The sequence below is a fragment of the Porphyromonas gingivicanis JCM 15907 genome, from assembly GCF_000614585.1.
Taxonomy (GTDB): domain Bacteria; phylum Bacteroidota; class Bacteroidia; order Bacteroidales; family Porphyromonadaceae; genus Porphyromonas; species Porphyromonas gingivicanis.
Genome location: NZ_BAKX01000007.1, coordinates 21,290 through 44,361 on the forward strand (window position 1 = coordinate 21,290; position 23,072 = coordinate 44,361).

Sequence of the window (23,072 nt, forward strand, 5' to 3'; positions counted from 1 at the left end):
AGAGTAATTACTCTACAATAATACCATCACGAATATGTATGGTGCGGTCGCATAAAGCTGCCACACTACTCTCATGAGTAACTACGATAAGAGTTTTTCCCTCTTTATTGACTCGCTTGAGAAGCTCCATAACCTCTACCGTAGTGGTACTATCGAGCGCACCCGTAGGCTCATCGGCAAGGATCACTTTAGGCTCGGTAACGAGGGCGCGTGCTATAGCAATGCGCTGCTTCTGCCCCCCCGAAAGCTCGCTGGGCAAGTGATGCCCCCACTCCTCCAACCCTACTGCTCGAAGGAGGGAAAGGGCTCGTTCGCGACGAAGAGAACGCGCCACCCCCTGATAGAAGAGGGGGAGGGCAATGTTCTCCACGGCATCTTTATACGCTATTAAGTTAAAAGATTGAAATACAAATCCAATCTCTCGGCTTCGCACATAGGCAGCTTGGCTTTCCGTGAGATTACGTAGCGAACGCCCATCTAAGACATATTCGCCCTTATCGAAAGTGTCCAAGAGCCCCAGTATGTTAAGTAACGTACTTTTACCCGACCCCGATGCCCCCATTATGGCCACCATCTCACCCTCTTCTATTTGAGCATCAATACCCTTTAGTACATGTAGCGGTTGCACACCCGGTAGGTTTTCTCTATACCGCTCAACTCTATCAGTGCCATTGTACGTTGTATTTTAATCTTAAACCCCACTCTTAAGTGTAAGGGGTTAGGTGTTTTACTATAATGATACGGAGCAAAGGTATTTAATACATCTGTATTATCCAAATAATATACCTATAAAAATTTGCTTTTTTCCAATTCTTTCTCCTCGAAAGCATCCATTAAATGCCTCTAAAAAGGCAACTAAATAGATGATAAATAAGCAATTAAGGAGTATTTCGAGTAGAGAGTTTATTTCCCCTCTCGAAATACAAAAAAAGTTCCCATCTTAGTTGGAGGTAACCTATACAGCAGGTAACAACAACTTAAAAAAATGTTGGACACTCGATGTATCGCACCTTCTCAACGTCTCCTTGTCTTCCCCTTTCTGTTTCCTATGATGGTTAGCCCCAAAAGGTATAATCATTCGAGGCAAAAGGTACGATGGTTATAGTCGAAACCCTCCGTGCAAACATTCCCAAGGATTATACCCTCCAGATGAGAGCATCGCACGAGTCGTTTTCAACAGTCTCTGCAATAGAAAAAAACACCCACCCCTAACATATAAGTATGGGGTAGGTGTTTGAAAGTTTAGGCTCTAAAAAAGAACTTTTACTGCAATATATAGCGCAAGATGAGTAGCGCGGTTACAATGTAGAGCGTTACACTTACCTGCTTGCACTGTCCGCTCAAGAGCTTCACAAGGGTATAGCTAATGAGTCCAAGAGCCATACCTTCCGCAATGTTATAGGTAAGAATCATCGTAATCATTGTAATAAAACTGGGCAGAGCTCCGACATATCCGAGAGGTCAATCTCCTGAATAGCACTCAGCATAAAGACCCCTACCAAGACGAGTGCCCCCGTAGTGGCAGCCGCAGGTATAAGCAAAAAGAGGGGCGAGAAGAAGAGAGCCAAGAGGAAGAGCATAGCGGTCGAAAATGAAGTAAGCCCTGTACGTCCCCCTTCGGCAATACCCGAAGCACTCTCCACAAAGGTTGTTACCGTAGAAGTACCGAGCATCGCTCCTGCCGAAGTAGCTACAGCATCTGCCATCATAGCGGCTTTGACATTCTTGACATTGCCCTTTTCGTCCATCATTTCGGTATTAGCAGCAGCTCCGATAAGCGTTCCTATGGTATTGAATATATCCATAAAAACGAGTGCAAAGATGGTGAGCATCATATCCATATTGAAGATCGCGGCAAAGTCGAACTTCAAAAACGTGGGAGCCAAAGACTGTGGCATCGAAACAGGCAAGAATCCGTCAGGAATGTTGGTAACCCCCAAAGGAATACCCACCAGCGTACAGATAATAATACCATAGAAGAGCGCACCGCGCACCTTTAGGACAATAAGTACAGCACTGATAACAATGCCTAACGAGGCGAGGATAGCCGTTGGCGTGAACTTGCCCAAGGCTACAAAAGTAGCCTCATTCGCAACGATGATACCTGCATTCTTCAGTCCGATAAAGGCAATGAACATACCGATACCTGCCGAGATGGCAAAGCGGAGGTTCTTCGGAATACAACGTACAATCTGCTCTCGAATGTTAAATGCTGTCAGTAAGATGAAGATAATACCCTCAACGAAGACAGCAGTAAGCGCGGCTTCCCAGCTATATCCCATACCAAGTACAAGTGTAAAGGCAAAGAAAGCATTAATCCCCATACTGGGAGCTTGCGCAAAGGGTAGTTTGGCAAAGAAAGCTATCAATATAGTACCAATAGCCGAGGCAAGTGCTGTAGCAGTAAAGACAGCGCCTTTATCCATACCCGTAGCACTGAGAATAGAAGGATTAACGGCAAGGATATAGCTCATTGTAAGAAAGGTAGTAAGCCCTGCTATAACCTCTGTGCGCACTTTGTGGCGTTCGGGAGAGAAGCTAATAGTTGCAAAAATTTCATAGGTAGTTCTTTTTTTCTGTTAGTACCCCATCATTCGACTCCAACCCATCAAAAGCTCCACTTAACAGCAATAGTGGGGAGGGCGTAGAAACGCTCATTCTTCACGGGGAAGTTGTAGCTCATCTCCACCTCTGTACCGATGCTTAGGTTGCAGTCATCTGCTATGCAGGGGAGTTTGTTGAGGTTAAACCAAAGCTGAGGCTCCATAAGAAAGACCATCATATTTTGACCTGAGAAGTCGCGATCGCCCCACAAATCGGCAAATCCCGTAAAGGTAAAAAGCCCCTTAGCAAAGTGGTAGTACCATGTGCCCGTTAGTTGAAAGGAGTGAGGGTTGCTTTGCTTGGCAAGGTACTTATACATAGGTGTGATGCCGAAGCCGTAAGAAAAGTCGTCTGCGTTATAGGAGTAATTAGTCCCTAAGAGGTAGGCATCGTTGTAAGAGAAAGCATTGCTCAAGCCTCCATTATACTCCACATGCACCGAGAGGGGCAACTTCCAGAAGCGGAGGTCGCGTGCTATCTCCCAATAGGCAGACTTGATACCAGAGTTTTGGTAGTCCATATCTATGAAGAAGAAGGTACTACCCCACTTATCAGGACGGAACATCTCTACCGTGGAGGTAAGTGCAGGGCGTGCTTTCATATCCTCTGTTAGGAGGTGACCAAAGTCATAATGCAACTGTACGTTCTGCGCTTTAGCAACAGAACTAATGGATAGAGCTACACAAAGAGTAGCCATAAGGAGGAATAATTTTTTCATAAAATCGTGTATTTGATACTGTTTGTTCGAGATTACCTATAGAAATAAAAAGCACCGCCAACCATCACAGAGGTCAGCGTAGCAGAGTTTTTGTGCGAGTAAATTACTCTTTAGAAGCCACCTTATCCTCGTTCGTCTCAGGTAAAATCAGGTTCAATAGTACAGCAATAATAGCCGAAAGCCCAATACCCGATAGCGAAAAAGTACCCATCTGTAAGATAGCTCCACCAATACCTGTGGTGAGTGTAACCGAAATGATTACTATGTTACGAGGGCTTGAGAGGTTCACCTTACTATTCAGTAGGTTAGAAATGCCCGCCCCAGCAATAGTACCGAAGAGAAGGAGCATTATACCGCCCAATACGGCAGGGTCTATACTCTTGAGTAGTGCGCTCACCTTACCAATCATCGAGAAAACTACGCCCGTAATAGCAGCTATACGTAGCACCGAAGGGTCTGTTACCTTGGTCAAAGACATCGCACCCGTAACCTCGGAATAGGTTGTTACAGGAGGTGCGCCCACAAGGGAGGCAAAGAGGCAAGCCACCCCATCACCCAGCATTGTACGGTGCAACCCCGGAGACTTTACAAAGTTTTTGCCCGTTACACTATTGACTACATAAACATCTCCAATATGCTCAATAACGGGAGCTATCGCTACGGGAATCATAAAGAGGATAGGCTCCCAACTGAACTCCTTAGGCAGTACCACCTGAGGCAAAGCAAACCACGATGCAGAGGCTACCTCCGAGAAGTCGATGTCGAAGAAGATCATATCGGTCAAGTAGCCCACTATAATGCCACAGAAAATAGGGATGAGCTTCATAATACCCTTGGCATAGAGCGTTACAGCAATCGCTGTGGCAAGCGAGACAAGAGCCAAAAGCCAGTTGTTTGCCGCCATATTGACCGCAGCTCCTGAGAGCGAAAGCCCGATGAGCATAATGATAGGTCCAATAACGATAGGAGGGAAAAGGCGATTGATGAACTTCAAACCGAAGAGGCGGATAAGCCCCGACATAACAATATACACCGCTGCCACTCCCAAAATACCGAAAAGAGCACCACTCAAACCATAAAGCTCGGTGGCTTTAATGATGGGTGCTATAAAAGCGAAACTACTACCCAAAAAGATGGGCACTTGCCCCTTAGTTACCAAATGGAATAGCAGTGTGCCAATACCTGCCGAGAAGAGAGCAGTAGAAGGGTCTAAGCCTACTAAAAGAGGTACCAGAACGGTAGCTCCGAAGGCAACGAAAAGATACTGTACACCCACTACCGTTTTGCGTATGGGGGTTAAGTGTGGAGTCTGTTCCATAGAAAGCAATTATTCGTTTTTGTAAAAGGCAAGGGCAAAATTACAAATATTATCTTTTCGATAAGCCAATTACCCCCGAGTAAACAGCCCCTATTGGTATTGATAAAAGGTTTTATTAACTTTGGGCGTCGGATAAAGTGTCCGAAATGTACAATAAGTAACACACATAAAGAAAACAACACAATGAAAAAACTTATCCTACTGCTTGCCTCGCTGGCAATGCTTGCTATTCCTGTTACTTCTCAGGCTCAGAGAAGAGGAAAAGTTGCCCCTAACAAATACAAGAAGGCGCTGTTTGCCGAATTGGGTACGCCCAGTATGGGTATCTCATTCAACTATGATATGCGCTTTACCAAGGGACAAGTAAACGGTATCGGCGGTCAGATTGGACTTGGGTTCTTCTCGGCAGGAGACGTTCTCGTAGTCTCTGCTCCGATAGGGATTAACTACCTGTTCGGAACACGCAATAGCTTCTTTGAGGTGGGAGGCATCCTCACCCTCTTTGGCAAGAGCCAAGAGGAGTATTCTTCTCGCTACGACTATTACTATGGAAATTCCTATCAAGGGAGTATCAAAAAAGTAAAGTATGTATCGGGTTATGGGGCTGGTCTCAGTCCTGTGTTCGGATGGCGTTATCAGCTGCCAGAGGAGGCATCTTCTTTGCTGTTGGCTTGAGTCCTTTTATCTCTCTCTCTCCAGCCATTATGAGTAGTTTGTATCCCGGAGGTTACCTCCGCTTCGGATATACGTTCTAACCATTCGATCCAAGAGAATTGCGTTTATAATTGCTTGTTTTTAATCACAAGTCGAATGGCCAGCACGGAGAGGAAGAGACCCTTGTACTGAAAAACACCGGGATTATACTTTATCTAATAGGTCTTCTTCCTCTTCGTTGCGCTACTTCTATTCGGGAGGGTTCTTCTTACTTGTTGTTTTTGCTCTTTTCTCCTGTGGTGCTGAGCCTCCAAGAGGGGCACGCCTTCAGTTGCATTGGAAGGGAGCGAAAGGAGACTCTACCGAACTCTTTTTACACCTAACAGACTCTCTGGGACAAAGCTCCGTAAAAACGATTTGGCTCACCGATGCTTCGGGCAGAGAGACATTACACTTTCCATTAACCAGTACCACAGAAGCCCTTCTCTACTACTACGGGGGAGTGGGCTTTTGCGCTACAACTCGCTCCTCGTCGGGAGGTGCGGCTCGACTTGGACTGCTCCTCGCCTCGCTTGCACACAGCCCAAGGTTATCCCGAAGCAGACCTAAGGCGTAAGTTCGTCCGCCAAGAGAAAGAAACGCTACAAGCCTTAGATCGCATAGCACAGCGATTATATACGGAGGGTAGCAAACTCTCCGCTCAAGAGTGGCGTAAAGCAACGGAAGAGGGACGAAAGTTGGAGCAAAAGTTGCAAACCCAAGCAGCACACTTCATCGTTGCCAACAAGGAGAAACTTGGCATTGCCGCACTCGCAGATGAGTACTTCCCCTCTTTCGAAGGAGCGCTCGACTTCCTACACCTCTATCCCAACGAGTCTCTCCCCCACCACCTACTACGTCTGAACAACTACATAGCCTACTGGAAGAGTAGATCGACCGATACATTGTGGCGAGACCCTCACCTCTTTCCCATGCCCTCTACGCTCCGCAAAGTGTGGGAAAAGAGACCACTCTACCCCTCGCTATCTACTTATAGCGATGACCGACTCTCTGTGGAGAAACGATGTGCAACGAACTATGCACAAAGCGCTACGAGCCGATTCGCTCTCCCAATCACTCTTCATATTGGCACAGAGTGCTCCTCAATCGGACAGTCTTATTTCTACCAACACAACGCAACAAAAAATAGCATGGGCAGATTCGCTTGCTCTCATGCCTCATTACTACACTCAGCACCCCGCTCCTCTTATAGTACGCCATATCATGCGTCATTGGGGAGTACAAGATATGCCCTACTTCCTCCTTATTTCGGAGAACAACCGCATAATCTATCGAGGCAAAAACCTATCACGGGCATTGGATACAATGCGTAAGGCTCGTGGCAATTCTTAACCTTTTTTCCTCACTTCTGTTATATGTTAGTTCAAACCTTTACGGCTGCTTTGGTGAGTGTAGATGCGCACACTGTAACGGTAGAGGTCAATGCAACAGAGGGTAGCACATTCTCTATCGTGGGACTACCCGATGCCTCTGTACGCGAAAGTTACGACCGCATACACACCGCTGCATACAACTCAGGCTACCAGCTCTATGGAAAACGAATGGTGGTTAATCTATCTCCTGCCGATCTCAAGAAAGAGGGTACTGCCTACGATCTACCCATTGCTATCGGAATGATTGCTGCTTGCGGGCAACTCAAAAGCGAACAACTATCTCGCTATATGATGGTGGGAGAACTTTCATTAGATGGGCATCTACGCCCTGTCAAAGGGGCTCTACCGATTGCTATAAAAGCACGGGCAGAAGGGTTGGAGGGACTGATTGTACCTCAAGCCAATGCCAGAGAGGCAGCAGTGGTCAATCGGCTCAAAGTCTACGCTGCCGACACACTTACAGAAGTGGTCGATTTTCTTGAGGGTAAGCTCTCTTTAATCCCCATTGAGGTAGATACTCGGGCAGAGTTTAGCCGTCAGCAAAGCGAAGTACTCTACGATTTTAGCGATGTCAAAGGACAAGAAAATGTAAAACGTGCCCTCGAAGTAGCAGCCGCTGGCGGGCATAATATCCTTATGGTCGGTGCTCCCGGTTCGGGTAAATCTATGATGGCAAAAAGAGTAGCAGGCATTCTTCCGCCCTTTACCCTAAGCGAAGCCTTAGAGACTACAAAAGTCTACTCCGTAGCAGGCAAACTACCGCCTCATACCACCCTACTCACGCATCGTCCTTTCAGAGCCCCACACCACTCAGTATCTGTACCTGCGTTGGTAGGAGGGGGCGTAAATCCTCGTCCGGGTGAGATTAGTTTGGCGCACAATGGGGTACTTTTTCTGGACGAATTGGCAGAATTCAACCGCAATGTACTCGAACTAATGCGCCAACCTATGGAAGAGCGTACCATAGCGGTATCTCGCGCCAAAGCAACGGTCGATTACCCAGCTTCGTTTATGCTGGTGGCGGCTATGAATCCCTGCCCCTGTGGCTATTACAATCACCCTACACGTACCTGCTCTTGTGCATCGGGAGCTGTACAAAAATATCTTTCCAAAGTTTCAGGTCCTCTAATGGACCGCATAGATATACAGGTAGAGATTGCCCCTGTGCCCTTTGAGGAGATTTCCAATGCAACCCCTGCCGAGCCTTCGCTAAGCATCCGCAAGCGCGTTTTGCAGGCACGTCTACGACAGACAGAGCGATTCAAAGATTACCCTCATATCCACTGCAATGCGCAAATGCCTCCCAAACTAACCGCTCTCTACGCACGCCCCGACGCCGAGGGATTGGCTCGACTCAAACAGGCAATGGAACGCTTAGGGCTTTCGGCACGAGCCTATGACCGCATCTTAAAGGTAGCACGAACCATTGCCGACTTGGCAAACTCCGACACTATAACTTCCGAACACATCGCTGAAGCAATTCTCTACCGAGGACTCGACCGAGCATCTTGGGGTCTCTAAGCGAGGTTCTCTCCAACATCTACAACACTTTTCTCTCAAAAGCTAAAACCGTTCGAGTCAAAACTTACGATACTTTTAACCCAAAAGCTCCCCCAAAAGCTCTTTTCATAAGAACCTTTGGGGGAGTTATTACAATCGTTTATCTCCTTTTAGACTAAAAACAAACGAGGTTTTAAGCCCTAGGAACGTTCTTGAGTACTTCAAGGAGATGACTCCAGAAGAGGTCTACTGTGGCAATCTCCATACGCTCTACGGGAGAGTGTACATCTCTTAGCGTAGGCCCGAAAGAAACCATATCGAGGTAAGGATACTTTGAAAGGAAGAGTCCACACTCAAGCCCCGCATGGATAGCCTTAACGGCAGGCTCTTTTCCGAAGAGCTTTTTGTAGGCATCAATGGTTACTTGCAAGATAGGAGAGTTAGGGTTAGGACTCCAACCGGGGTAGCCATCGCGCACTTCCACCTCTGCTCCAGCCAAGTCAAACACACTCTTAACGGTGTTACCTACGTCTGCTTTGAGAGATTCGCTGGAAGAGCGTTGGCTGGTCTCTACGACAATCTTGTTGTTCTCCTTCATCTTGATAGAAGCAAGGTTGGTAGAGGTCTCTACGAGGCCTTCGATAGCGTGGCTCATGCCCATAACGCCATGAGGACAAGCATAGAGAGCCAAAATGAGACGTTGTGTAGTATCTCTGTCGATAATGCGTGTAGGAGTTTCAGTAGAAGATAATGCAACCTTTACATTGGGGTCTACTGCAGCCAACTCTGTACGTACATCTGCATCCAATTCGTTGATAAGGATAGCAAGCTCTTCCTTGCGGTTCATAGGCACACCTACGAGAGCTACCGCTTCACGAGCAATAGCATTATGGAGGTTACCTCCATCTATTTGCGCCAGCACCAAAGGCATCTTTTCACGAATAGCATAGAGAGCACGGGTCAAAATCTTATTGGCAGAGCCAAGCCCTACGTGAATATCGCCACCTGAGTGCCCTCCCTTGAGACCACTTACATTGATTTTGCCATAGAAGTAGTCGGCAGGTGTAGCCTCTGTGGTATAGTTGAAAGTTGCAGTAGTACCCATACCACCAGCACAACCGATAAACATTTCGCCTCATCTTCGCTATCGAGGTTGAGCAAAATAGTACCCTTGATAAAGCCGGGGGCTAAGTTCATAGCACCTGTAAGCCCTGTCTCTTCGTCTACGGTGAATAGACATTCGATAGGTCCATGCTCTAAACTATTGTCGTCGAGTAGAGCTAACTCTGCCGCCACACCGATACCATTGTCAGCTCCAAGAGTAGTACCTTCTGCACGCACCCACTCTCCGTCTATAACGGTGCGTATAGGGTCTGTGTCGAAGTTGTGTACCGTATCGTTGTTCTTCTCGCACACCATATCTACGTGGCTCTGGAGTATTACGGTCTTAAGGTTTTCATATCCGGGAGTTGCGGCTTTGCGTATTACGATGTTGCCTGCTTCATCTTGGCTGTAATCGAGTTTGCGATCTTCTGCAAACTTCTTCAGATACGCCAAAATCTTCTCTTCTTTTTTGGAGGGGCGAGGTACCTGTGTAATCTCGTGGAAGTAACGCCACACCAAAGCGGGTTTAAGGTCTGTAATGTTCATTGCTTTATTATATATGTTTTAGTTCAATTCTTAGAAAATACCCCCTTTGTCCTATGGGAGGAATATACTAACTTTGCTTTGTGCAAATATAAGACAAAATGATGATATTCTTCCTTGTTACAGTCTTGATAGTGGGCGTAGCACTACTTCTTTTAGGGGTGCGTATTTTCTTTGTACGTGGGGGGACTTTTCCCAATACGCATATCGAGTCGAGCCAAGCCCTTCAGCGTAAGGGCATCGGATGTGCCAACAAACAATTGGAAGAGGAGACACATAGGTGCAACCTCTTCGACCGCATCAACGAATAAAATCTCTAAACAATAAACAGGGGTCGGAAGACCTCAATTCAACAAACTATACTATGCAAAAAATGTCGCTAAAACTTGGAAGCGTGCTCTTAGGAGCTTTGCTTCTTTTGCTCGCCCCCTCCTGTTCGCAAGCCGATAAGCAAACCTCTCAAGCAACGGGAGCACAAGGCATTGCCTCTCAAGAGGCCACTACCGCTACTCCTACTCTAAAGGTAGCTTATGTACAACTCGACTCTGTACTGAACAATTATGCGCAGTACAAAGAGATGCAAGAGAGACTTGAAAAGAAGGGCAACGATAGCCGTGCCTCTCTAACCGCCAAAATGAATGCCTTGCAACGCGCAGGGGCAGACTTCCAGCAGAAACTGCAAAACAATCAGTTCCTAACGCGAGAAGCTGCCGAAGCTGAGCAAAATCGTCTTATGAAGATGGAGCAAGACATACAGAAACTTAATGCCTCTCTGACCGAGCAGATGCTCAAAGAGCAACAAGCTGCCGAGGAGAAACTCTACACTTCTATCAAGAGTCGCATTGCCGAACTGAATAAGGAGTGGGGCTACGACCTCATCCTTACCAATGTGCGTGCCGACAATATGCTCTATGGCAATCCCGCTCTGGATATAACCGATGCCGTAATCAAAGGGCTTAACGAAGGCTATACCCAAGAGCCAACGGCTGTTGCGACTCCTACTCCTGAAAAGAAGTAATAGACACTCAAACTCTTAAACCCGAATACCTGTATGAAACAATTCTATATCCTCGTTGAACAAGTGCAGGAGGGACCGCTCTCTCTGCACGATGTGATGAGTCGTAACCTCTCGGACGAGACACTCGTTTGGCGACTTGACTGGCCAGAGTGGAGACCCTATGCTTCTGTTCGAGAGGCTTTAGAGAAGGAGTACTCAGCTCTACAAGAAGCAAGCGAACCCTACTACCTCTCTACGCTAACCGAGCGCATCGGCTCTTTCTCGCTCGAAGAGTTGGAGCGACAACCACACCTCTTGAACCAAGCCGTATTCGTTTGGAAGCAAGGTATGACCTCGTGGGTAGAACTTGACAAAGTAGAAGAATTGCGCCGTATCAAGGAGCGTTGGGCAACCGAAACAGCGACCCAACAAAAGGAGGCAAAAGAGGCTGACGCCCCTCAACCACAAGGCTCAGAGCCTCCACCTTTAGACCCTTCTTTCAGCACCGCTACTGAGAAGCCCAAGCGACCTCCTATGCCTAATGGTCGCTTTGCCCGATCGGTTAAAGCGGACTCTTTGTGGAGATATTTTTTCCTCTGCTTCTCGGAGCGTTTTGCTACCTTTTCGGGGCGTGCTCGTCGCAGTGAGTTTTGGGGCTTTATCCTTTTCTTTTACCTCTTCACTCAGTTTGTTTTTGCATGGAGAGAACCTTTCTTTTTCTGGCATATAGATGTATGGCCCGATGGATTGTATGATCTTTTTGCAAGTTGGAAAGAGTATTTCTTGTCGTGGGAGTTTCTCCGCTCCAGCTTTATCATAGGAAGTTTCTCTTCGCTGATACGCATCATCTGCCTCATCCCCCTATTGGCAGTGTCTGTACGTCGGTTGCACGATATCGGTTACTCGGCTTGGTATCTCCTCTTTGGCTTAATCCCCTTTGTTGGTTGGGTTATTCTCATCATTTTCTTCTGTATGGATAGTGAAGAGAAGAGCAATAAGTATGGACCTTCTCCTAAGTACAGAGATATTTCGCAAGAATAGGGGTATAGCTAAATTCTATAATTAAATAGATGCTATCTTAATAGGTGATTGAACGAAAATATATACCTTTGTTCGCGATAGAATAAAACAATTTAAGGAAGTAAAGTAATGAGTATGCAGAAGTATATTTGTGAGCCTTGCGGTTATATCTATGACCCTGCCGTAGGCGACCCTGATAGCGGTATCGAACCCGGTACACCCTTTGAAGCCATTCCAGACGATTGGTCTTGCCCAGTGTGTGGAGCTGAAAAGAGCGACTTCGAACCCTATTTCGAGTAAAACGATAGACGGTGTAAACCGTTAGAAAGGATAATCTAAAGGATACATAGCTCTGGTAAGGATTTTCTTACCGGAGCTTTTTTGTGTTCTATACCGAACTCTCTCCTACAAACTTACCCGAAGCTCTTCTTTCTTGACATTTATTCAGCTCAAAAGAGGAGTGCTGCGTGGCATCAAAAGCTATAATCCTTTTGCGCAAAACCTATGATGGTTAGAAGCGTAAGGTATAAAGGTTACGAGGCTAAGGTATAATGACACCGAGACGGACAAATGTGCCTTACAAAGCATCAAGAGGGAACGTGAAAAGAGCGTACCGAGGGGTATGAGTTAAAGCGAATATCAGTAATGACTCAGAGAGAAAGCAGTATGCAATCATCTCTCCTTGAGAGATGTGGATTACCTTTATCGCTATGGCACACTTTAAGGTGAGATTAGGGGAGATGCATCTTGTGCGTCATATATTTAATTATATTTGCCTTGAGATATAAATCATAAGTATAATTAACACACACAGACACTATGAAAATTTTAATTAGAAGGGTACTTTGTGTAGCTGCTACCCTTGCCCTAAGTGGGGCTATTGCTACGTATGCACAGAAGAGTAGTATTTCGATACTTTCCTCTGAATATGGAGCACGCTCAACGGCTCTGAGCACTGCCCAAGAGACCACTTCTTCCCCCCAAAAAGGGCGTTATGGTACTTTCCTAACAATACTCCCACAGCATTTCCTCTTTGGTCCTAACATCGGATTCGAGCAGGGATTGTCTCGAAAGTGGAGCATGTCTTACGATGTAACAGGGCATTTATGGCTTACTTCGACACCCAATATAGCTCTCAAAGCAAATCTAAAATACTACTTTCTGGGGCAAGTGGGCAAAGGAATATATGCACGTATCAATGCTACGGCTGGACACTTCCTACAAGAGAGTGCCATAGCTGGTTATCCGTTCTATGCAGGTGGGGGTATCGGCTTAGGAGGGATGTTGCCCCTTACCCGTAATGGCAAGTGTACATAACTACAGATGCTGGGCTTAAAGTAGTACCTCCCATCGGAAAACGCAAGATAGGCAGTAAAGACCCCGACCCTACTTTCTCTATGGCATACTATACTTTTTTGAGTCCTGCGGCACTCATAGATTTCTCTATCGGCATTGCATACCGATTTTAGTTCCATAGGGTAGTTGCCAAAAGGCAAGAGCATAGTTATTGAGACCTTAGATATAGGGGAGCGTAGATGTCGGCTCTCCCTTGAGATAGAAGAGGAGCTTCCGCAGTGGAGGCTCCTTTTTTATGACCTTTTGGCTCCGCTCTAAGGCAGAGTGGGCAACATCTTGCGCTTTCGCTCGTCCTATGATAAGAGAGAAAGCACAGGGCAAGAGTGCGCCTGAAGTGCCGTGCTACTCTCGAAGAAGTGTGCCGAGGCAGGGCAAGATTTAGTTATATTTGCAACGCAACGCACGTTGTCGAAAAGTTAATATACAGACATTATGAAAAAATTAAGTAGGAGGATACTCTGTATAGCTCCTGCCCTTATTGAGGGGGAGGCTATTGCCTCTTCGCTCCCTTTAGGCTACTACGCTCTGCGGAGTCCTATCATCCTACTCAATTTTGAGGCAACCAGCAATGCTAACCATCCGACCCCATTCATCGTAACACCCCATAATTAGCCTATGACAATCGCAACAAAGGGCGCAAGTACCCGAAGATATTACCTCCGTCGCAGTATTAAAAGTAGCCGTGTAGCTATAGCCTTGGCTATTTTGTATGCTATTGCTTTGAGTCTATTTACGTGGTTTATAGCCACGCACACCCCTGCTCCGTGGTGGACGCTTATTGCTCCTGTGGCAATAATTCCCGCGGGGATTATCTACTTCTTACGTCAAGACACGTACTACTGCATAGATCACGAAGCCTATATCCTTATGGCTGGCAATGATTATGGTCGTAAGCTACACCCCATAGCCTACTTGACTCAACTGCACGAAGTGCGCTACTTGCCTCACACTCGTGAGGTCAAAGTAAGCAAAGGCGATGGTACTGACTATCTCAAACTCGAAGAGGGAGAGGCGTTTGTCTCTACCCTTGAAGCACTTTTCTCAAAGATATATCCTGCCGAAGAGGAATAACAATAGCCATTTAGACACTACTCTGGAATGAAAATCTCCCTCTCTCCCTCGCCCGATTTACTACATCTCTACGCCCCACCTTTGGAGGCTTTAATCGTAGTAACCGATGTTTTTCGAGCTTCGGCTACGATGCTCTCTGCGCTTTACCATGGGGCTCTTTCAATACGTCCCGTAGCTACCGAAGAGGAGGCACAGAGCTATCTTGACCGAGAAGATTACCTCGTGGCGGCAGAGCGAGATGCATTGCGCTGTGCCTTTGCTCCCTTGGGTAATGACCCAGAGGAGTACACTCCTCAAATAGTCCAAGGTAAGCATGTAGTACTCACTACGACCAACGGCACACGTTCCATAGATAGGGCTCTCTCGCTCGGTTATCGCCGTCTCACAGTGGGTTCATTCGGCAATATATCTCTCTTGGCACAACATATCCTCTCGGTAGATTATCCTGAAGTAGTTGTTATAGCAGCAGGCTGGAAAGGGACGCTTTGTGCCGAAGACTGCCTCTTTGCAGCTGCTCTGTACGAACGAGTGGCCCATGAAATAGCTCTCCGAAAAGAAGCTGGAGAGGGAGATGCCCTGCCTACTTCTTTAACCTACAACGATGCCCTCTTCTTCCCTTTAGAGGCTTACCGCACACATCGAGCGGACTTGTGTAACTATACAAGTTACTTTGAACACTATCGTCGTTTGGAGCGGTTGGGACGTTTGGCTACCATACCCATTTGCTTAGAGGAAGACCGCTACCCCGTACTTCCCTATTGGCAGGAGAGTGGCGTCTTGAAGCCGTTATAATCAACCCTCCGCCAGCCACACCTTTTCCGAAAAATCACTACACTACATGTTCGATACAATGTATTACACCTCCTCTTTACGTACTCGGTTTTCGCTCCTCTGTGCGTTCTTTCTGCTCCTTTTGCCCATAACACTGGGAGCGCAAACGCTTATCGAGGGTAAAGTTCTCTCTACTGAAAACCGTGAACCGATACCCTATGCTTCGCTTTATGTCAAGGAGATACAGAGCGGTACAGTGGCAGATGGCAAGGGCAATTTTCTGCTCCATCTGACACCCGGTAGATATAACATTATCCTCCGTTCGATGGGTTTTCAGACACTTCACACCACGTTGGAGGTCAGAGAGCAGACCCAGAAGCAGGTTTACCAACTATCCCCCTCGGTGTTTCAACTCGAGGAAGTAGCTGTCGTGGCAAAGCGTAGGCGAGAAGACCCTGCCTATCCCATCATGCGAGCCCTTATGGCACGCACGCCTCTGTACGAGCATTTGGTGCAAAAAAGTAGTATGGAGAGCTATACCAAGGGCACAGGAGGCATCTATAAAGTACCAAAGTTTTTGGAAAAAGTAACTACTCAAGAGGGCATCCCCTTCAAGGAGTACATCGGTAAAACTATGGTCGTCGAAAGTCAGGCAGATATATCTTTCTCTGCCCCCAACCACTATCATCGCAAAATACGTGCTGTGCGCAGCTCCATTCCTGAGGAGTTAAAGGCAGATACAGCCAGTTATATGAACCTGCTCACGACTAATGTCTACGGCATCGCCATAGGGCTTGACGGCGAGGGAGGCATCTACAATCCCATCCGTGAGAAGGGGTTGCAAGTCTATCGTTATCGTCTGCTCGGTACCTCGACCGAAGGAGGAGAGAAAGTGCACCGCATAGCCTTCGTGCTACGTGATACAGAGTCCATAAAGGGGGAGCTATTCGTCGTAGATGGCCGCTATACTCTACAACGGATGAAGCTCAAATTAGACCTCAAAAAGGCAGTGCAACAGGAGTTTAGTATCGAGCTTAACGAGGTAGCCCCTATGCTCTACCTGCCCACGACCTATGCCGTTAACTCCAAAATCAATCTGATGGGTATTGATGCTTTCTTCAACTATTACACCTCTACTCGTTATCGGGAAATCTCACTCAATCCCGAAATAGAACAACGGCTAAAGGCGCAAAGCGACCAACACTTTCGCACCCAAAAGGAAGTGCTACGCCACACCAAGAAGTTGAGGCAAAACCTTGACACCCTTGGCTATAACGTGCCCGACGCTTTCTACATACCACATAGAGGGGCACGAGTAACGGCACAGCTCGATTCGCTCTCATTACAGCGAGACTCTGCCTATTGGTCATCTATCATACCCACCCCCTTAACTCCAGAGGAGCAGAAAAGTTACCTACAAAAAGACTCGCTCATACAGGCACTTGAGAAGAAGAAATCCCTCTTGGCACGTGTCGAAAAGAAGATGGGCAAGGATGATAAATCTGCGCTCTGGCAGATGCTTATGGGGCATACCTACCGACTGGGGGAGAAAACAACACTGGAAACACAGGGACTTCTAATGGGCTTGGCGCATGATATTACTTATGCCGACGGCTATTGGGTAGGACAGAAAGCGACCCTACGCCACCGATTTTCGCCCGCCGTGCAGTGGAGTTTAACGCCCACTCTCTCGTACGCTACCCGACGCAAAAAACTCTTTTGGGACGTTTCCACAGCCCTGCTCTATGCTCCCCTACGTCGGGGTAAGCTCTCCCTACAAGTGGGGCATAGAAGTATGGACTTGGCTACGGAGCATCAGATCGAAGAGCAGAGTTCGTATGCTTCGGTATTCCTCTTCGGACCGGGGCTATCCTCAAGCATTCGTTACGACCGTTCGCTCGTTAAACTTACCAACCAATTAGACCTCGCTCCCGGTTTACAGCTCAATCTTATGGGGCAGATGCGTCATAGTGCTCCCGTTGCCACGAACAGAGAGTGGTGGCTCTCGAAAGAAAGCTCCTCGGCTACGCCTCCCGAGGGGGCGAACCAAGAAGAAGCTCTACTCAGCACACAGCTCCCAGCCCATACTACATACGGCTTTGGCGTGGCACTGCGCTACAATCCACTACCTTACTATCGCTTAGACCACAACGGACGCAAGTACCATATGTACGAAGGGCAACGCGCACCCATATTCACCTTGGCATACCGAGGGGCTATCCCTCGCCAAGGGAGCTTCGATAGTGATTACCATTGGCTAAGCCTCTCGCTCCACCAAACGCTTGCCCTCGACTACCGCTTCTTGGTAGACTATCGGGTAGAGGCGGCTACCTATCTGAGCGACCGCAGAGTACATCCCGAGGAGCGACACTATTTGAAGGGCGACAACTCCACCCTATCGTTTGGCTACTACTCCCCTTTCCTCTTCCAAACGCCTATGCCCTACACGCCCTTGGGGCGGAGCTTTGTGCGGGCTCATACGGTAACGTATCTTCCCAAAGGATTGATTTCGATGCTTTTTCCTCGGCAGATGCTTTTCCACGAGTCGTTCCACCTCGGCGGAGCCTACTCTTTCGGGGCTTCTCAAAAGCCCTACTTCGAGGCAGGATATTCGGTGTGGGTTGGTGGCATCCTCCAAATAGGCGGTTACTATGGAGGATACAACTTCTCTCAAAAAGGAGCGTTTGCCCTGCGGCTCTCTATCAGTCTGCCCGATTTTACGGGGTCGAAAAACAATTAAAGACGGTAGACTTTCTCGATAAGTTTCTAACTTTGCGTTCGTTATGAAGCCACGTATATTAGTTATTCACAGGTCTTTAGCCCCCTATCGTATTGATTTTTTCAACGAGTTGTATCAGCGTTATCAGCCCGATATCTACTTTGAATACTCCTCTGTACGGGAGCAGGAGCTTGACCCCTCCCTCTGGCAAGAACGGATACACTTTCCCTACAAGGTGCTTAGTCCGGGACCTCAGAGTCTGCCCAATTGGCGCAAAGAACTATGGAATATATGCCGACAAGGGCGGTACGATGTGGTTTTTATGAGCGAGGTCAATCTTATCACCGCCACCCTCTGGGCGTACCGAGCTTTTACTATGCACCCTATGCGCTTGATTGTGGTGTGCGATGATAGTTACCCTATAGCGCAAGACTTAATCCGAGACCACTGGAGCCTCAAAAAGCAGGTGATGAACTATGGTAATATCGACGGTTGGGTACTCTGCGACAAGCGTACCGAGCAAATTTATCGGGACTATTTCCCCAAAAGTAGTCGCTTCTTCACCCTACCGATTATACAGAGCGAAGCCTTCTTCGAGAAGCAAAAGGCTCTGGTGCAGGAGGAGAGCCAAGCTCTGCGACAGATATTTTGCCAACGAGAGGGCGAGCGAAGCCGTCTACTGCTCTATGTGGGGCGATTAGCTCCTGAGAAAAACCTCAAGCGACTTATAACCGCTTTTGAACGAGCCTTTACGCATCAGCCGAAATGCAACTACTCATCGTAGGCGACGGACCCGAACGAGCCATGCTACAAGAGTATGCGGGGCGTACATCTGTGGCACGACAACTCTTCTTCTGTGGCAAGCAAGAGGGCAGAGAACTTTACAAACACTATGTGGCTGCCGATGCTTTTGTGTTGCCCAGTATAGTAGAACGGTTTGGAGCAACTGCCAATGAGGCTCTTTTGATGGGACTTCCCACAGCTGTGAGTCGTAATGCTGGTATCTCTTATCTGGCAGAGGAGAGGGCGGCAATACATATTTTCGACCCATACGATGTGGAAGCGATGAGCCAAACGCTCGGCTCGATGATGGCACAACTCCCTGCTTGGCGTCCCAACCGCCCCTCGCTGATGCCAATCACTTTCGCTGATGCTATGGAGAACTTCTTCCTCCACTTCGAGCAACTCCTTCCCTAACGCCTCGCCTCCCGCTTGCCCCCTCTGCTTTCCCTCTAACCTTTTAGCCAAAATCTTATCCCTATATGCCCGTCATTGTTGGGGGGCAAAGGGGCTTCTTCTTAGGATTTTTCGCCCTTTTTCTTGCCCAAAGAGTTATAGGCGACATCAAGGAGACGATCGGCTCGCTCTAAGCGAACACCTTTGAGAGCTACTTTAACCTTCACACGAGGCGTATAGATGACCTTCGCCTTATCCACGAGGTCAATCCCCACTTTATCGGGGCTTTCAACGCCCGAACCTTTCTTCGCCGTGATGCTTGGACGATAGGTGCCCATGTCGCCACAATCGACACTCTTACCTTCTTGGAGCAGGCGAATAAGCACCTTAGAAGTACGGTCAAACACCGCCTTAATATCAGCCGAAGAGATGGTCGTCTCGTCAGCCACAAGTTCGATAAACTCCTCAAACTTCACATCAGAATGCAAATGAATGGCAGGATACCAAAGCGTCTTGCCAGACCCTTTAACGAATGATGCCTTTCGCTCTACTGCTTTAATCTTAATCATAACAGCATAAATTGTTGGTTATAAATGTTTTCTACTATGCTTACGAAGGTAAATAAATTTTCGTACGTGCGAAAATAATTTTTTGTACGTACAAAAATAAATTTCTATATATACAAAAAATTATCGCCTTGCGAAAAAAATTTTAGATTGATGCTCTAAAAGATTTTTTAATATATACACAACCTATTTTGTTTCTCTCTTGATGTACATCACTGGATACAAAAAAACGCCTACCCCAATACTTTTTGCGTATAGGGTAGGCGCTTACTTTTTTAGAGATTAGTGCAAAAGAGGCTACTGTTTAGGCTTTTCTACGTCTATGAACTGACCATAGCCAACGTTGGTCTTTGCCCCAAGACCAAAGTCGCAGATAATAGCTTTGAAGAGCTCTTCCTTAAAATCTGCTATTAATACTTTATCGTCATCTTTCAGAGAAATGGAATCTTTGAGAACAACCTTGTCATCTAAGTCAACATGATCTTTCAAGATAAAGCGAAACTGATAGGTTACACCCGGATTGACCCTCAAAAAGCGTATAGGATTGGGATTTTTCAAGGGCTTGGAATGGGGGGTGATGTAGTCCTCTCCAAAGAGTTTGTTATCTACTTTTACAGGAATGGCATCGAGAAAAATGTCTCTGTCGTAAATGGAAAGCCCATCCCCCTCAAAGACAGCCCGAATAATTGCTTTACGTAGAACATCTCTATCGGATAGACTGGCTGGAAGGGTTTTCTCTTCTTTGGGTTTGTAATCTGCAAGGAAGTCCCACTCTTCGATGGCAGAGCGTAGCATCCCTTTGATAGAAGAACCGGGGATAACGGGCAAACCCGACGTATAGTCGAAGTACATCCCAAGGTTATAAACCTCTGGGGCATCCTCTTTATCCCCCTCATCTTTAGGTTTGTTTATCTCGTGGTGATAGCCCACACCACAGAGCAACCCCGGATAGCAGGTCTTTAGCTCGAAGCTCTTTATCCCTTGAATATTCACTTCTTCGTTGTGGGGAAGTAGGGGCTCCTCATTTAATTTATCATTCTTTCCTTTATTGAACGTAGAGAAGTTGGTTACAATGCCCTCACTATTGAGTTTTATCGTATTGAAATATTCTCGATAGTACCAGTATCCAAAATTCATTGTGCACCTCCTTTTTGTTGTTCTGTATTGCTTGTCTCAGGTTCTTCAGCAACAAAAGTCCGAAGTGCCAACTTGAGAGCTACCGCATACTCAAGTATTTTGCGCTCCCACTCCTTGGCCTTGCCTCTAACTCTTCTATACTTCCTCCCTTTTTGTCTATTACAAGTTCGATAATCGCTGCGGGGGAGTTATTAGTCATCTTTTCCTCTCCGTCCACTGCCATATAGTATAAAGCTCTGAGCCATAAGGTTCGCTTCTCCTTATTGTAGAATATGAGCGTAGGAAGAAGTCCCGACTGAATGATAGTAGGACCAAGAGCATTGATATACCCCTCGTGGACTTTCTCGAATTTGTGTGTTTGAGGGTCTACAATCTTAGTCAGTTCTGGTTTGCTACTTTCTTTCTTCTTTAATTGCACCTCTACATACTCGATGGCTTGCATCGCCTTGGGAATTAAATTCTGAATGACTTTCTTATTCATTTTTGAGAGGAGCTTTAAGGTTAGTAATCTTGCAAAAACCGTAACCAATAGAGCCATTAGCTCCTATTTGGATAACACCCTCTTCGATTATCTTGTTGAACTCTTTGAAAATGTCTTCATTATCGTAGGATACGAAGAAGACAAAATGGCTCTCGGCAGGCACAACCTCTTCGTACCATAGGTTCTTACTCTCTCCATTGTCCAATTTGTTGCGGGCTATGACGGGGAGTTGCTCAAAGTCCTCATTGGATAAATTCTTTTCAGTCCCTTCAGGTAACAGAGCTTCAATATTCGACGGAGTAGAAAGAAGGTTTGCTAACTCCCCTATAGGCTTTTGCAGAGCTTCGTTTGTTTTGAGAATGTAACTGATATTCTTTTCAGTTGTCTGAACAGGATAGGCTAATAGGTTAGCTTGGAAGAAGGTGAAGTTGCCAATGCTGTGCTCTTCTTCATTCTTCTCATTACTATTATTTTTCTTATCCCTGTTCACATCAGCCCCAAACACATAGTCAAGCTCGGTAAAGCCTTGCTTCGAAAAGAACTGTCTCAAAGCTCCTTTGAGGCTGGAGGAGTAGATGCAGGGCGTCCCTGTGGTTACGTCTCGTTGTACACATTTGTCCACTACTTCGTAGGTGGCATCTCCCTTACCCACGTGCATATTGGTAAGGCATCGAATGATATAGGTGGCAGTTTTCATGTTTATATTCTGTTTATTTTATTGTTTTTGATGGATTGATTACTTCGGCACGATTGTAGCCGATGGTATAGAAGTTGGGAACTTCCTTGAGTTCTTTACAGAATTTATCCGCTTGCTCTTTAGTATCGAAGTAAAACACGGAACCTCTGGCGTATAGTTCGTACTGGTGACTTAGGGCTGTTTCAGCTTCTTTGAGGCTCTGCTCCTCTCTTTTCTTCTTCTTGTTGTAGAACCTTTGTGTTCCTACGTGAGTGAGCAAACAGGCAAAGTCTTTCACTTCCGTGCTTGCAAATTTTACCCCCTTGAGGTGATTAGGCTCAATCATAGCATCGGATAGGAGTACCACGGTATAGTGCTTCTCATCGCTCGTAAGAGCAGAACCCTTAATGTTGAGTTGGAGATCCTCTGTCTTTTCGCTTACCTCCATGAGGAAAGGTTGTCGCTCTCCACCGAGGTAGACAATTCTCCCATTCAACTTTTTGTGTTCGATTTCTCCCTCTATCTCTAAAACAGTGGCAAAGCAGAAGTCGTGCTCTCGCACGGGTGATTGCTTACACTCGTTGGTCTTTTCGCTCTTTAGCTCTTTGAAGTTTTTGAAATGGTAGTATCTCTGACGGAAGAAGGCATCGTCGTTCGTAGCCCCTTTATAATCTTTGCGTATCCCGATGCGTTCATCTTTTATAAAAAAGTCCTCTTCGTTAAGGAGCGTAGTGCCATTGGATGATAGCCAGCAAGATGCCAGCTCTTTCTTGGGGTCATAAGCCTCAAAGATGGGAGGGTATTCATCTTCATATTCATAGGAGAGGTGTAAGAGATTGTATGGGGCTTCTTCTTTCTTCTTTTGAAACCGTCTACCCACAGGTAGGAAGTACTCTTCCTTACCCTCATTGTTCTTCTTCTTGTCTATGATAAAGACAGGAGAGAGCGATTGGATAACACCAAACTCCAACTTCTTCCCAGCGAATGGAGAGAAGCTCTGTTCGCCAATCAATTCGCCAGCTTTATCTTCATTTTGTATTTTATTATCCTTGAATACGTCCTCTCCCGCTATTTGTAACAGTTGATAGCGCAAAAGCCCCAACAAGGCAGTTTGCTGTGGAAAGTGGGAGGAGTACACAAAGTAGTCGGCATTATCATCGCCAAATGTTTTCTTCTGCCCAAAGAAAAACTTGTCCAAAGGCGTGAGTTTAATAAGATAGGTAGACAT

At 46.6% G+C, this 23,072-nt stretch carries 24 protein-coding genes and 3 pseudogenes; 17 read left to right on the plus strand and 10 right to left on the minus strand.

Annotation, left to right across the window (positions count from 1 at the left end; translation table 11 throughout):
- Positions 1-7: 7 nt before the first annotated feature.
- From JCM15907_RS11310 to JCM15907_RS07440, 4 genes and pseudogenes are all read right to left on the minus strand, one after another.
- Positions 8-666 (minus strand): annotated as a pseudogene (locus JCM15907_RS11310) (ABC transporter ATP-binding protein).
- A gap of 597 nt (positions 667-1,263) precedes the next feature.
- Positions 1,264-2,555: pseudogene (locus JCM15907_RS11315) on the minus strand (NCS2 family permease).
- A 53-nt stretch (positions 2,556-2,608) separates the two neighbouring features.
- A complete protein-coding gene (locus JCM15907_RS07435; RefSeq protein ID WP_025843324.1) occupies positions 2,609-3,322 on the minus strand; it encodes a nucleoside-specific channel-forming Tsx family protein in 714 nt (237 codons plus the stop codon).
- 103 nt (positions 3,323-3,425) lie between these two features.
- Positions 3,426-4,640, minus strand: coding sequence for a uracil-xanthine permease family protein (locus JCM15907_RS07440; protein ID WP_025843325.1), 1,215 nt, complete (start codon positions 4,638-4,640; stop codon positions 3,426-3,428).
- Between the two features lie 183 nt (positions 4,641-4,823).
- Between JCM15907_RS07440 and JCM15907_RS12395 the strand changes: the two genes are divergently transcribed.
- The 4 genes from JCM15907_RS12395 (at position 4,824) to JCM15907_RS07460 (ending at position 8,248) form a co-directional block, all read left to right on the plus strand.
- Complete coding sequence (locus tag JCM15907_RS12395) at positions 4,824-5,315, plus strand: hypothetical protein (RefSeq protein WP_025843326.1); 492 nt, start codon at positions 4,824-4,826, stop codon at positions 5,313-5,315.
- Between the two features lie 217 nt (positions 5,316-5,532).
- Entirely contained in the window at positions 5,533-5,910 is a 378-nt protein-coding gene (locus JCM15907_RS12870) for a hypothetical protein (protein WP_148297491.1), read from the plus strand.
- A complete protein-coding gene (locus tag JCM15907_RS07455) occupies positions 5,846-6,667 on the plus strand; it encodes a FliH/SctL family protein (RefSeq protein ID WP_025843328.1) in 822 nt (273 codons plus the stop codon). The genes JCM15907_RS12870 and JCM15907_RS07455 overlap by 65 nt, the downstream gene beginning before the upstream one ends.
- Before the next feature lie 42 nt (positions 6,668-6,709).
- Positions 6,710-8,248: a YifB family Mg chelatase-like AAA ATPase gene (locus JCM15907_RS07460; RefSeq protein ID WP_025843329.1), complete on the plus strand. Its 1,539-nt coding sequence runs from the start codon at positions 6,710-6,712 to the stop codon at positions 8,246-8,248.
- Between the two features lie 172 nt (positions 8,249-8,420).
- Here the strand turns inward: JCM15907_RS07460 and JCM15907_RS11325 are convergent.
- Positions 8,421-9,877 (minus strand): annotated as a pseudogene (locus tag JCM15907_RS11325) (aminoacyl-histidine dipeptidase).
- A gap of 98 nt (positions 9,878-9,975) precedes the next feature.
- Between JCM15907_RS11325 and JCM15907_RS07475 the strand changes: the two are divergent.
- From JCM15907_RS07475 to JCM15907_RS12405, 13 genes are all read left to right on the plus strand, one after another.
- Positions 9,976-10,185 (plus strand): hypothetical protein, encoded by a 210-nt coding sequence (locus JCM15907_RS07475; protein WP_025843330.1) that lies wholly within the window; start codon positions 9,976-9,978, stop codon positions 10,183-10,185.
- 62 nt (positions 10,186-10,247) lie between these two features.
- Positions 10,248-10,892: an OmpH/Skp family outer membrane protein gene (locus tag JCM15907_RS11330; protein WP_052102586.1), complete on the plus strand. Its 645-nt coding sequence runs from the start codon at positions 10,248-10,250 to the stop codon at positions 10,890-10,892.
- 33 nt (positions 10,893-10,925) lie between these two features.
- The gene (locus JCM15907_RS13020; RefSeq protein ID WP_025843332.1) at positions 10,926-11,912 is read left to right on the plus strand and encodes a DUF805 domain-containing protein; all 987 of its coding nucleotides are present in this window, start codon (positions 10,926-10,928) and stop codon (positions 11,910-11,912) included.
- Between the two features lie 114 nt (positions 11,913-12,026).
- On the plus strand, positions 12,027-12,191 hold the full coding sequence (gene rd / locus JCM15907_RS12660; RefSeq protein WP_081773828.1) for a rubredoxin: 165 nt from the start codon (positions 12,027-12,029) through the stop codon (positions 12,189-12,191).
- A gap of 519 nt (positions 12,192-12,710) precedes the next feature.
- Positions 12,711-13,208 (plus strand): hypothetical protein, encoded by a 498-nt coding sequence (locus JCM15907_RS07495; protein WP_025843333.1) that lies wholly within the window; start codon positions 12,711-12,713, stop codon positions 13,206-13,208.
- The gene (locus JCM15907_RS13025) at positions 13,199-13,360 is read left to right on the plus strand and encodes a hypothetical protein (RefSeq protein WP_159099927.1); all 162 of its coding nucleotides are present in this window, start codon (positions 13,199-13,201) and stop codon (positions 13,358-13,360) included. The genes JCM15907_RS07495 and JCM15907_RS13025 overlap by 10 nt, the downstream gene beginning before the upstream one ends.
- A gap of 122 nt (positions 13,361-13,482) precedes the next feature.
- The gene (locus JCM15907_RS13030; protein ID WP_159099928.1) at positions 13,483-13,629 is read left to right on the plus strand and encodes a hypothetical protein; all 147 of its coding nucleotides are present in this window, start codon (positions 13,483-13,485) and stop codon (positions 13,627-13,629) included.
- A 50-nt stretch (positions 13,630-13,679) separates the two neighbouring features.
- Positions 13,680-13,859 (plus strand): hypothetical protein, encoded by a 180-nt coding sequence (locus JCM15907_RS07510; protein ID WP_025843334.1) that lies wholly within the window; start codon positions 13,680-13,682, stop codon positions 13,857-13,859.
- A gap of 3 nt (positions 13,860-13,862) precedes the next feature.
- Entirely contained in the window at positions 13,863-14,318 is a 456-nt protein-coding gene (locus tag JCM15907_RS07515; RefSeq protein ID WP_025843335.1) for a hypothetical protein, read from the plus strand.
- 27 nt (positions 14,319-14,345) lie between these two features.
- Positions 14,346-15,110 carry a 2-phosphosulfolactate phosphatase gene (locus JCM15907_RS11340; RefSeq protein WP_025843336.1) on the plus strand — a complete coding sequence of 255 codons (765 nt, stop codon included), beginning with the start codon at positions 14,346-14,348 and terminating at the stop codon, positions 15,108-15,110.
- A gap of 46 nt (positions 15,111-15,156) precedes the next feature.
- Positions 15,157-17,829: a DUF5686 and carboxypeptidase-like regulatory domain-containing protein gene (locus JCM15907_RS07525; protein WP_025843337.1), complete on the plus strand. Its 2,673-nt coding sequence runs from the start codon at positions 15,157-15,159 to the stop codon at positions 17,827-17,829.
- 43 nt (positions 17,830-17,872) lie between these two features.
- Positions 17,873-18,592 (plus strand): glycosyltransferase family protein, encoded by a 720-nt coding sequence (locus JCM15907_RS11345; protein ID WP_051522436.1) that lies wholly within the window; start codon positions 17,873-17,875, stop codon positions 18,590-18,592.
- Positions 18,574-19,005, plus strand: coding sequence for a glycosyltransferase family 4 protein (locus JCM15907_RS12405; protein ID WP_051522437.1), 432 nt, complete (start codon positions 18,574-18,576; stop codon positions 19,003-19,005). Before JCM15907_RS11345 ends, JCM15907_RS12405 begins: the two co-directional genes overlap by 19 nt.
- Before the next feature lie 101 nt (positions 19,006-19,106).
- Here the strand turns inward: JCM15907_RS12405 and JCM15907_RS07535 are convergent, their stop codons facing one another.
- The 5 genes from JCM15907_RS07535 to cmr3 all read right to left on the minus strand — a co-directional run bounded on the left by JCM15907_RS07535 (position 19,107) and on the right by cmr3 (position 23,072).
- Positions 19,107-19,553, minus strand: coding sequence for an HU family DNA-binding protein (locus JCM15907_RS07535; protein WP_025843338.1), 447 nt, complete (start codon positions 19,551-19,553; stop codon positions 19,107-19,109).
- A gap of 294 nt (positions 19,554-19,847) precedes the next feature.
- A complete protein-coding gene (cmr6, locus tag JCM15907_RS07540; protein WP_025843339.1) occupies positions 19,848-20,687 on the minus strand; it encodes a type III-B CRISPR module RAMP protein Cmr6 in 840 nt (279 codons plus the stop codon).
- Between the two features lie 79 nt (positions 20,688-20,766).
- The gene (locus JCM15907_RS11350; protein ID WP_242396863.1) at positions 20,767-21,168 is read right to left on the minus strand and encodes a type III-B CRISPR module-associated protein Cmr5; all 402 of its coding nucleotides are present in this window, start codon (positions 21,166-21,168) and stop codon (positions 20,767-20,769) included.
- Positions 21,161-21,865, minus strand: coding sequence for a type III-B CRISPR module RAMP protein Cmr4 (gene cmr4, locus JCM15907_RS07550; RefSeq protein ID WP_025843340.1), 705 nt, complete (start codon positions 21,863-21,865; stop codon positions 21,161-21,163). The genes JCM15907_RS11350 and cmr4 overlap by 8 nt, the downstream gene beginning before the upstream one ends.
- 13 nt (positions 21,866-21,878) lie before the next feature.
- Positions 21,879-23,072: a type III-B CRISPR module-associated protein Cmr3 gene (gene cmr3 / locus JCM15907_RS07555; protein WP_025843341.1), complete on the minus strand. Its 1,194-nt coding sequence runs from the start codon at positions 23,070-23,072 to the stop codon at positions 21,879-21,881.

Coding starts and splice junctions, on each gene's coding strand:
- cmr4 (WP_025843340.1), bottom strand. CDS start 21,865: ATGAAAACTGCCACCTATATCATTCGATGCCTTACCAATATGCACGTG.
- JCM15907_RS07495 (WP_025843333.1), top strand. CDS start 12,711: ATGAAAATTTTAATTAGAAGGGTACTTTGTGTAGCTGCTACCCTTGCC.
- JCM15907_RS07460 (WP_025843329.1), top strand. CDS start 6,710: ATGTTAGTTCAAACCTTTACGGCTGCTTTGGTGAGTGTAGATGCGCAC.
- JCM15907_RS12395 (WP_025843326.1), top strand. CDS start 4,824: ATGAAAAAACTTATCCTACTGCTTGCCTCGCTGGCAATGCTTGCTATT.
- JCM15907_RS07535 (WP_025843338.1), bottom strand. CDS start 19,553: ATGATTAAGATTAAAGCAGTAGAGCGAAAGGCATCATTCGTTAAAGGG.
- JCM15907_RS13030 (WP_159099928.1), top strand. CDS start 13,483: ATGACCTTTTGGCTCCGCTCTAAGGCAGAGTGGGCAACATCTTGCGCT.
- JCM15907_RS07440 (WP_025843325.1), bottom strand. CDS start 4,640: ATGGAACAGACTCCACACTTAACCCCCATACGCAAAACGGTAGTGGGT.
- JCM15907_RS11345 (WP_051522436.1), top strand. CDS start 17,873: ATGAAGCCACGTATATTAGTTATTCACAGGTCTTTAGCCCCCTATCGT.
- JCM15907_RS11350 (WP_242396863.1), bottom strand. CDS start 21,168: ATGAATAAGAAAGTCATTCAGAATTTAATTCCCAAGGCGATGCAAGCC.
- cmr3 (WP_025843341.1), bottom strand. CDS start 23,072: ATGTCTACCTATCTTATTAAACTCACGCCTTTGGACAAGTTTTTCTTT.
- cmr6 (WP_025843339.1), bottom strand. CDS start 20,687: ATGAATTTTGGATACTGGTACTATCGAGAATATTTCAATACGATAAAA.
- JCM15907_RS13020 (WP_025843332.1), top strand. CDS start 10,926: ATGAAACAATTCTATATCCTCGTTGAACAAGTGCAGGAGGGACCGCTC.
- rd (WP_081773828.1), top strand. CDS start 12,027: ATGCAGAAGTATATTTGTGAGCCTTGCGGTTATATCTATGACCCTGCC.
- JCM15907_RS12405 (WP_051522437.1), top strand. CDS start 18,574: ATGCAACTACTCATCGTAGGCGACGGACCCGAACGAGCCATGCTACAA.
- JCM15907_RS07435 (WP_025843324.1), bottom strand. CDS start 3,322: ATGAAAAAATTATTCCTCCTTATGGCTACTCTTTGTGTAGCTCTATCC.
- JCM15907_RS07475 (WP_025843330.1), top strand. CDS start 9,976: ATGATGATATTCTTCCTTGTTACAGTCTTGATAGTGGGCGTAGCACTA.
- JCM15907_RS07515 (WP_025843335.1), top strand. CDS start 13,863: ATGACAATCGCAACAAAGGGCGCAAGTACCCGAAGATATTACCTCCGT.
- JCM15907_RS11340 (WP_025843336.1), top strand. CDS start 14,346: ATGAAAATCTCCCTCTCTCCCTCGCCCGATTTACTACATCTCTACGCC.
- JCM15907_RS11330 (WP_052102586.1), top strand. CDS start 10,248: ATGTCGCTAAAACTTGGAAGCGTGCTCTTAGGAGCTTTGCTTCTTTTG.
- JCM15907_RS07510 (WP_025843334.1), top strand. CDS start 13,680: ATGAAAAAATTAAGTAGGAGGATACTCTGTATAGCTCCTGCCCTTATT.
- JCM15907_RS07525 (WP_025843337.1), top strand. CDS start 15,157: ATGTTCGATACAATGTATTACACCTCCTCTTTACGTACTCGGTTTTCG.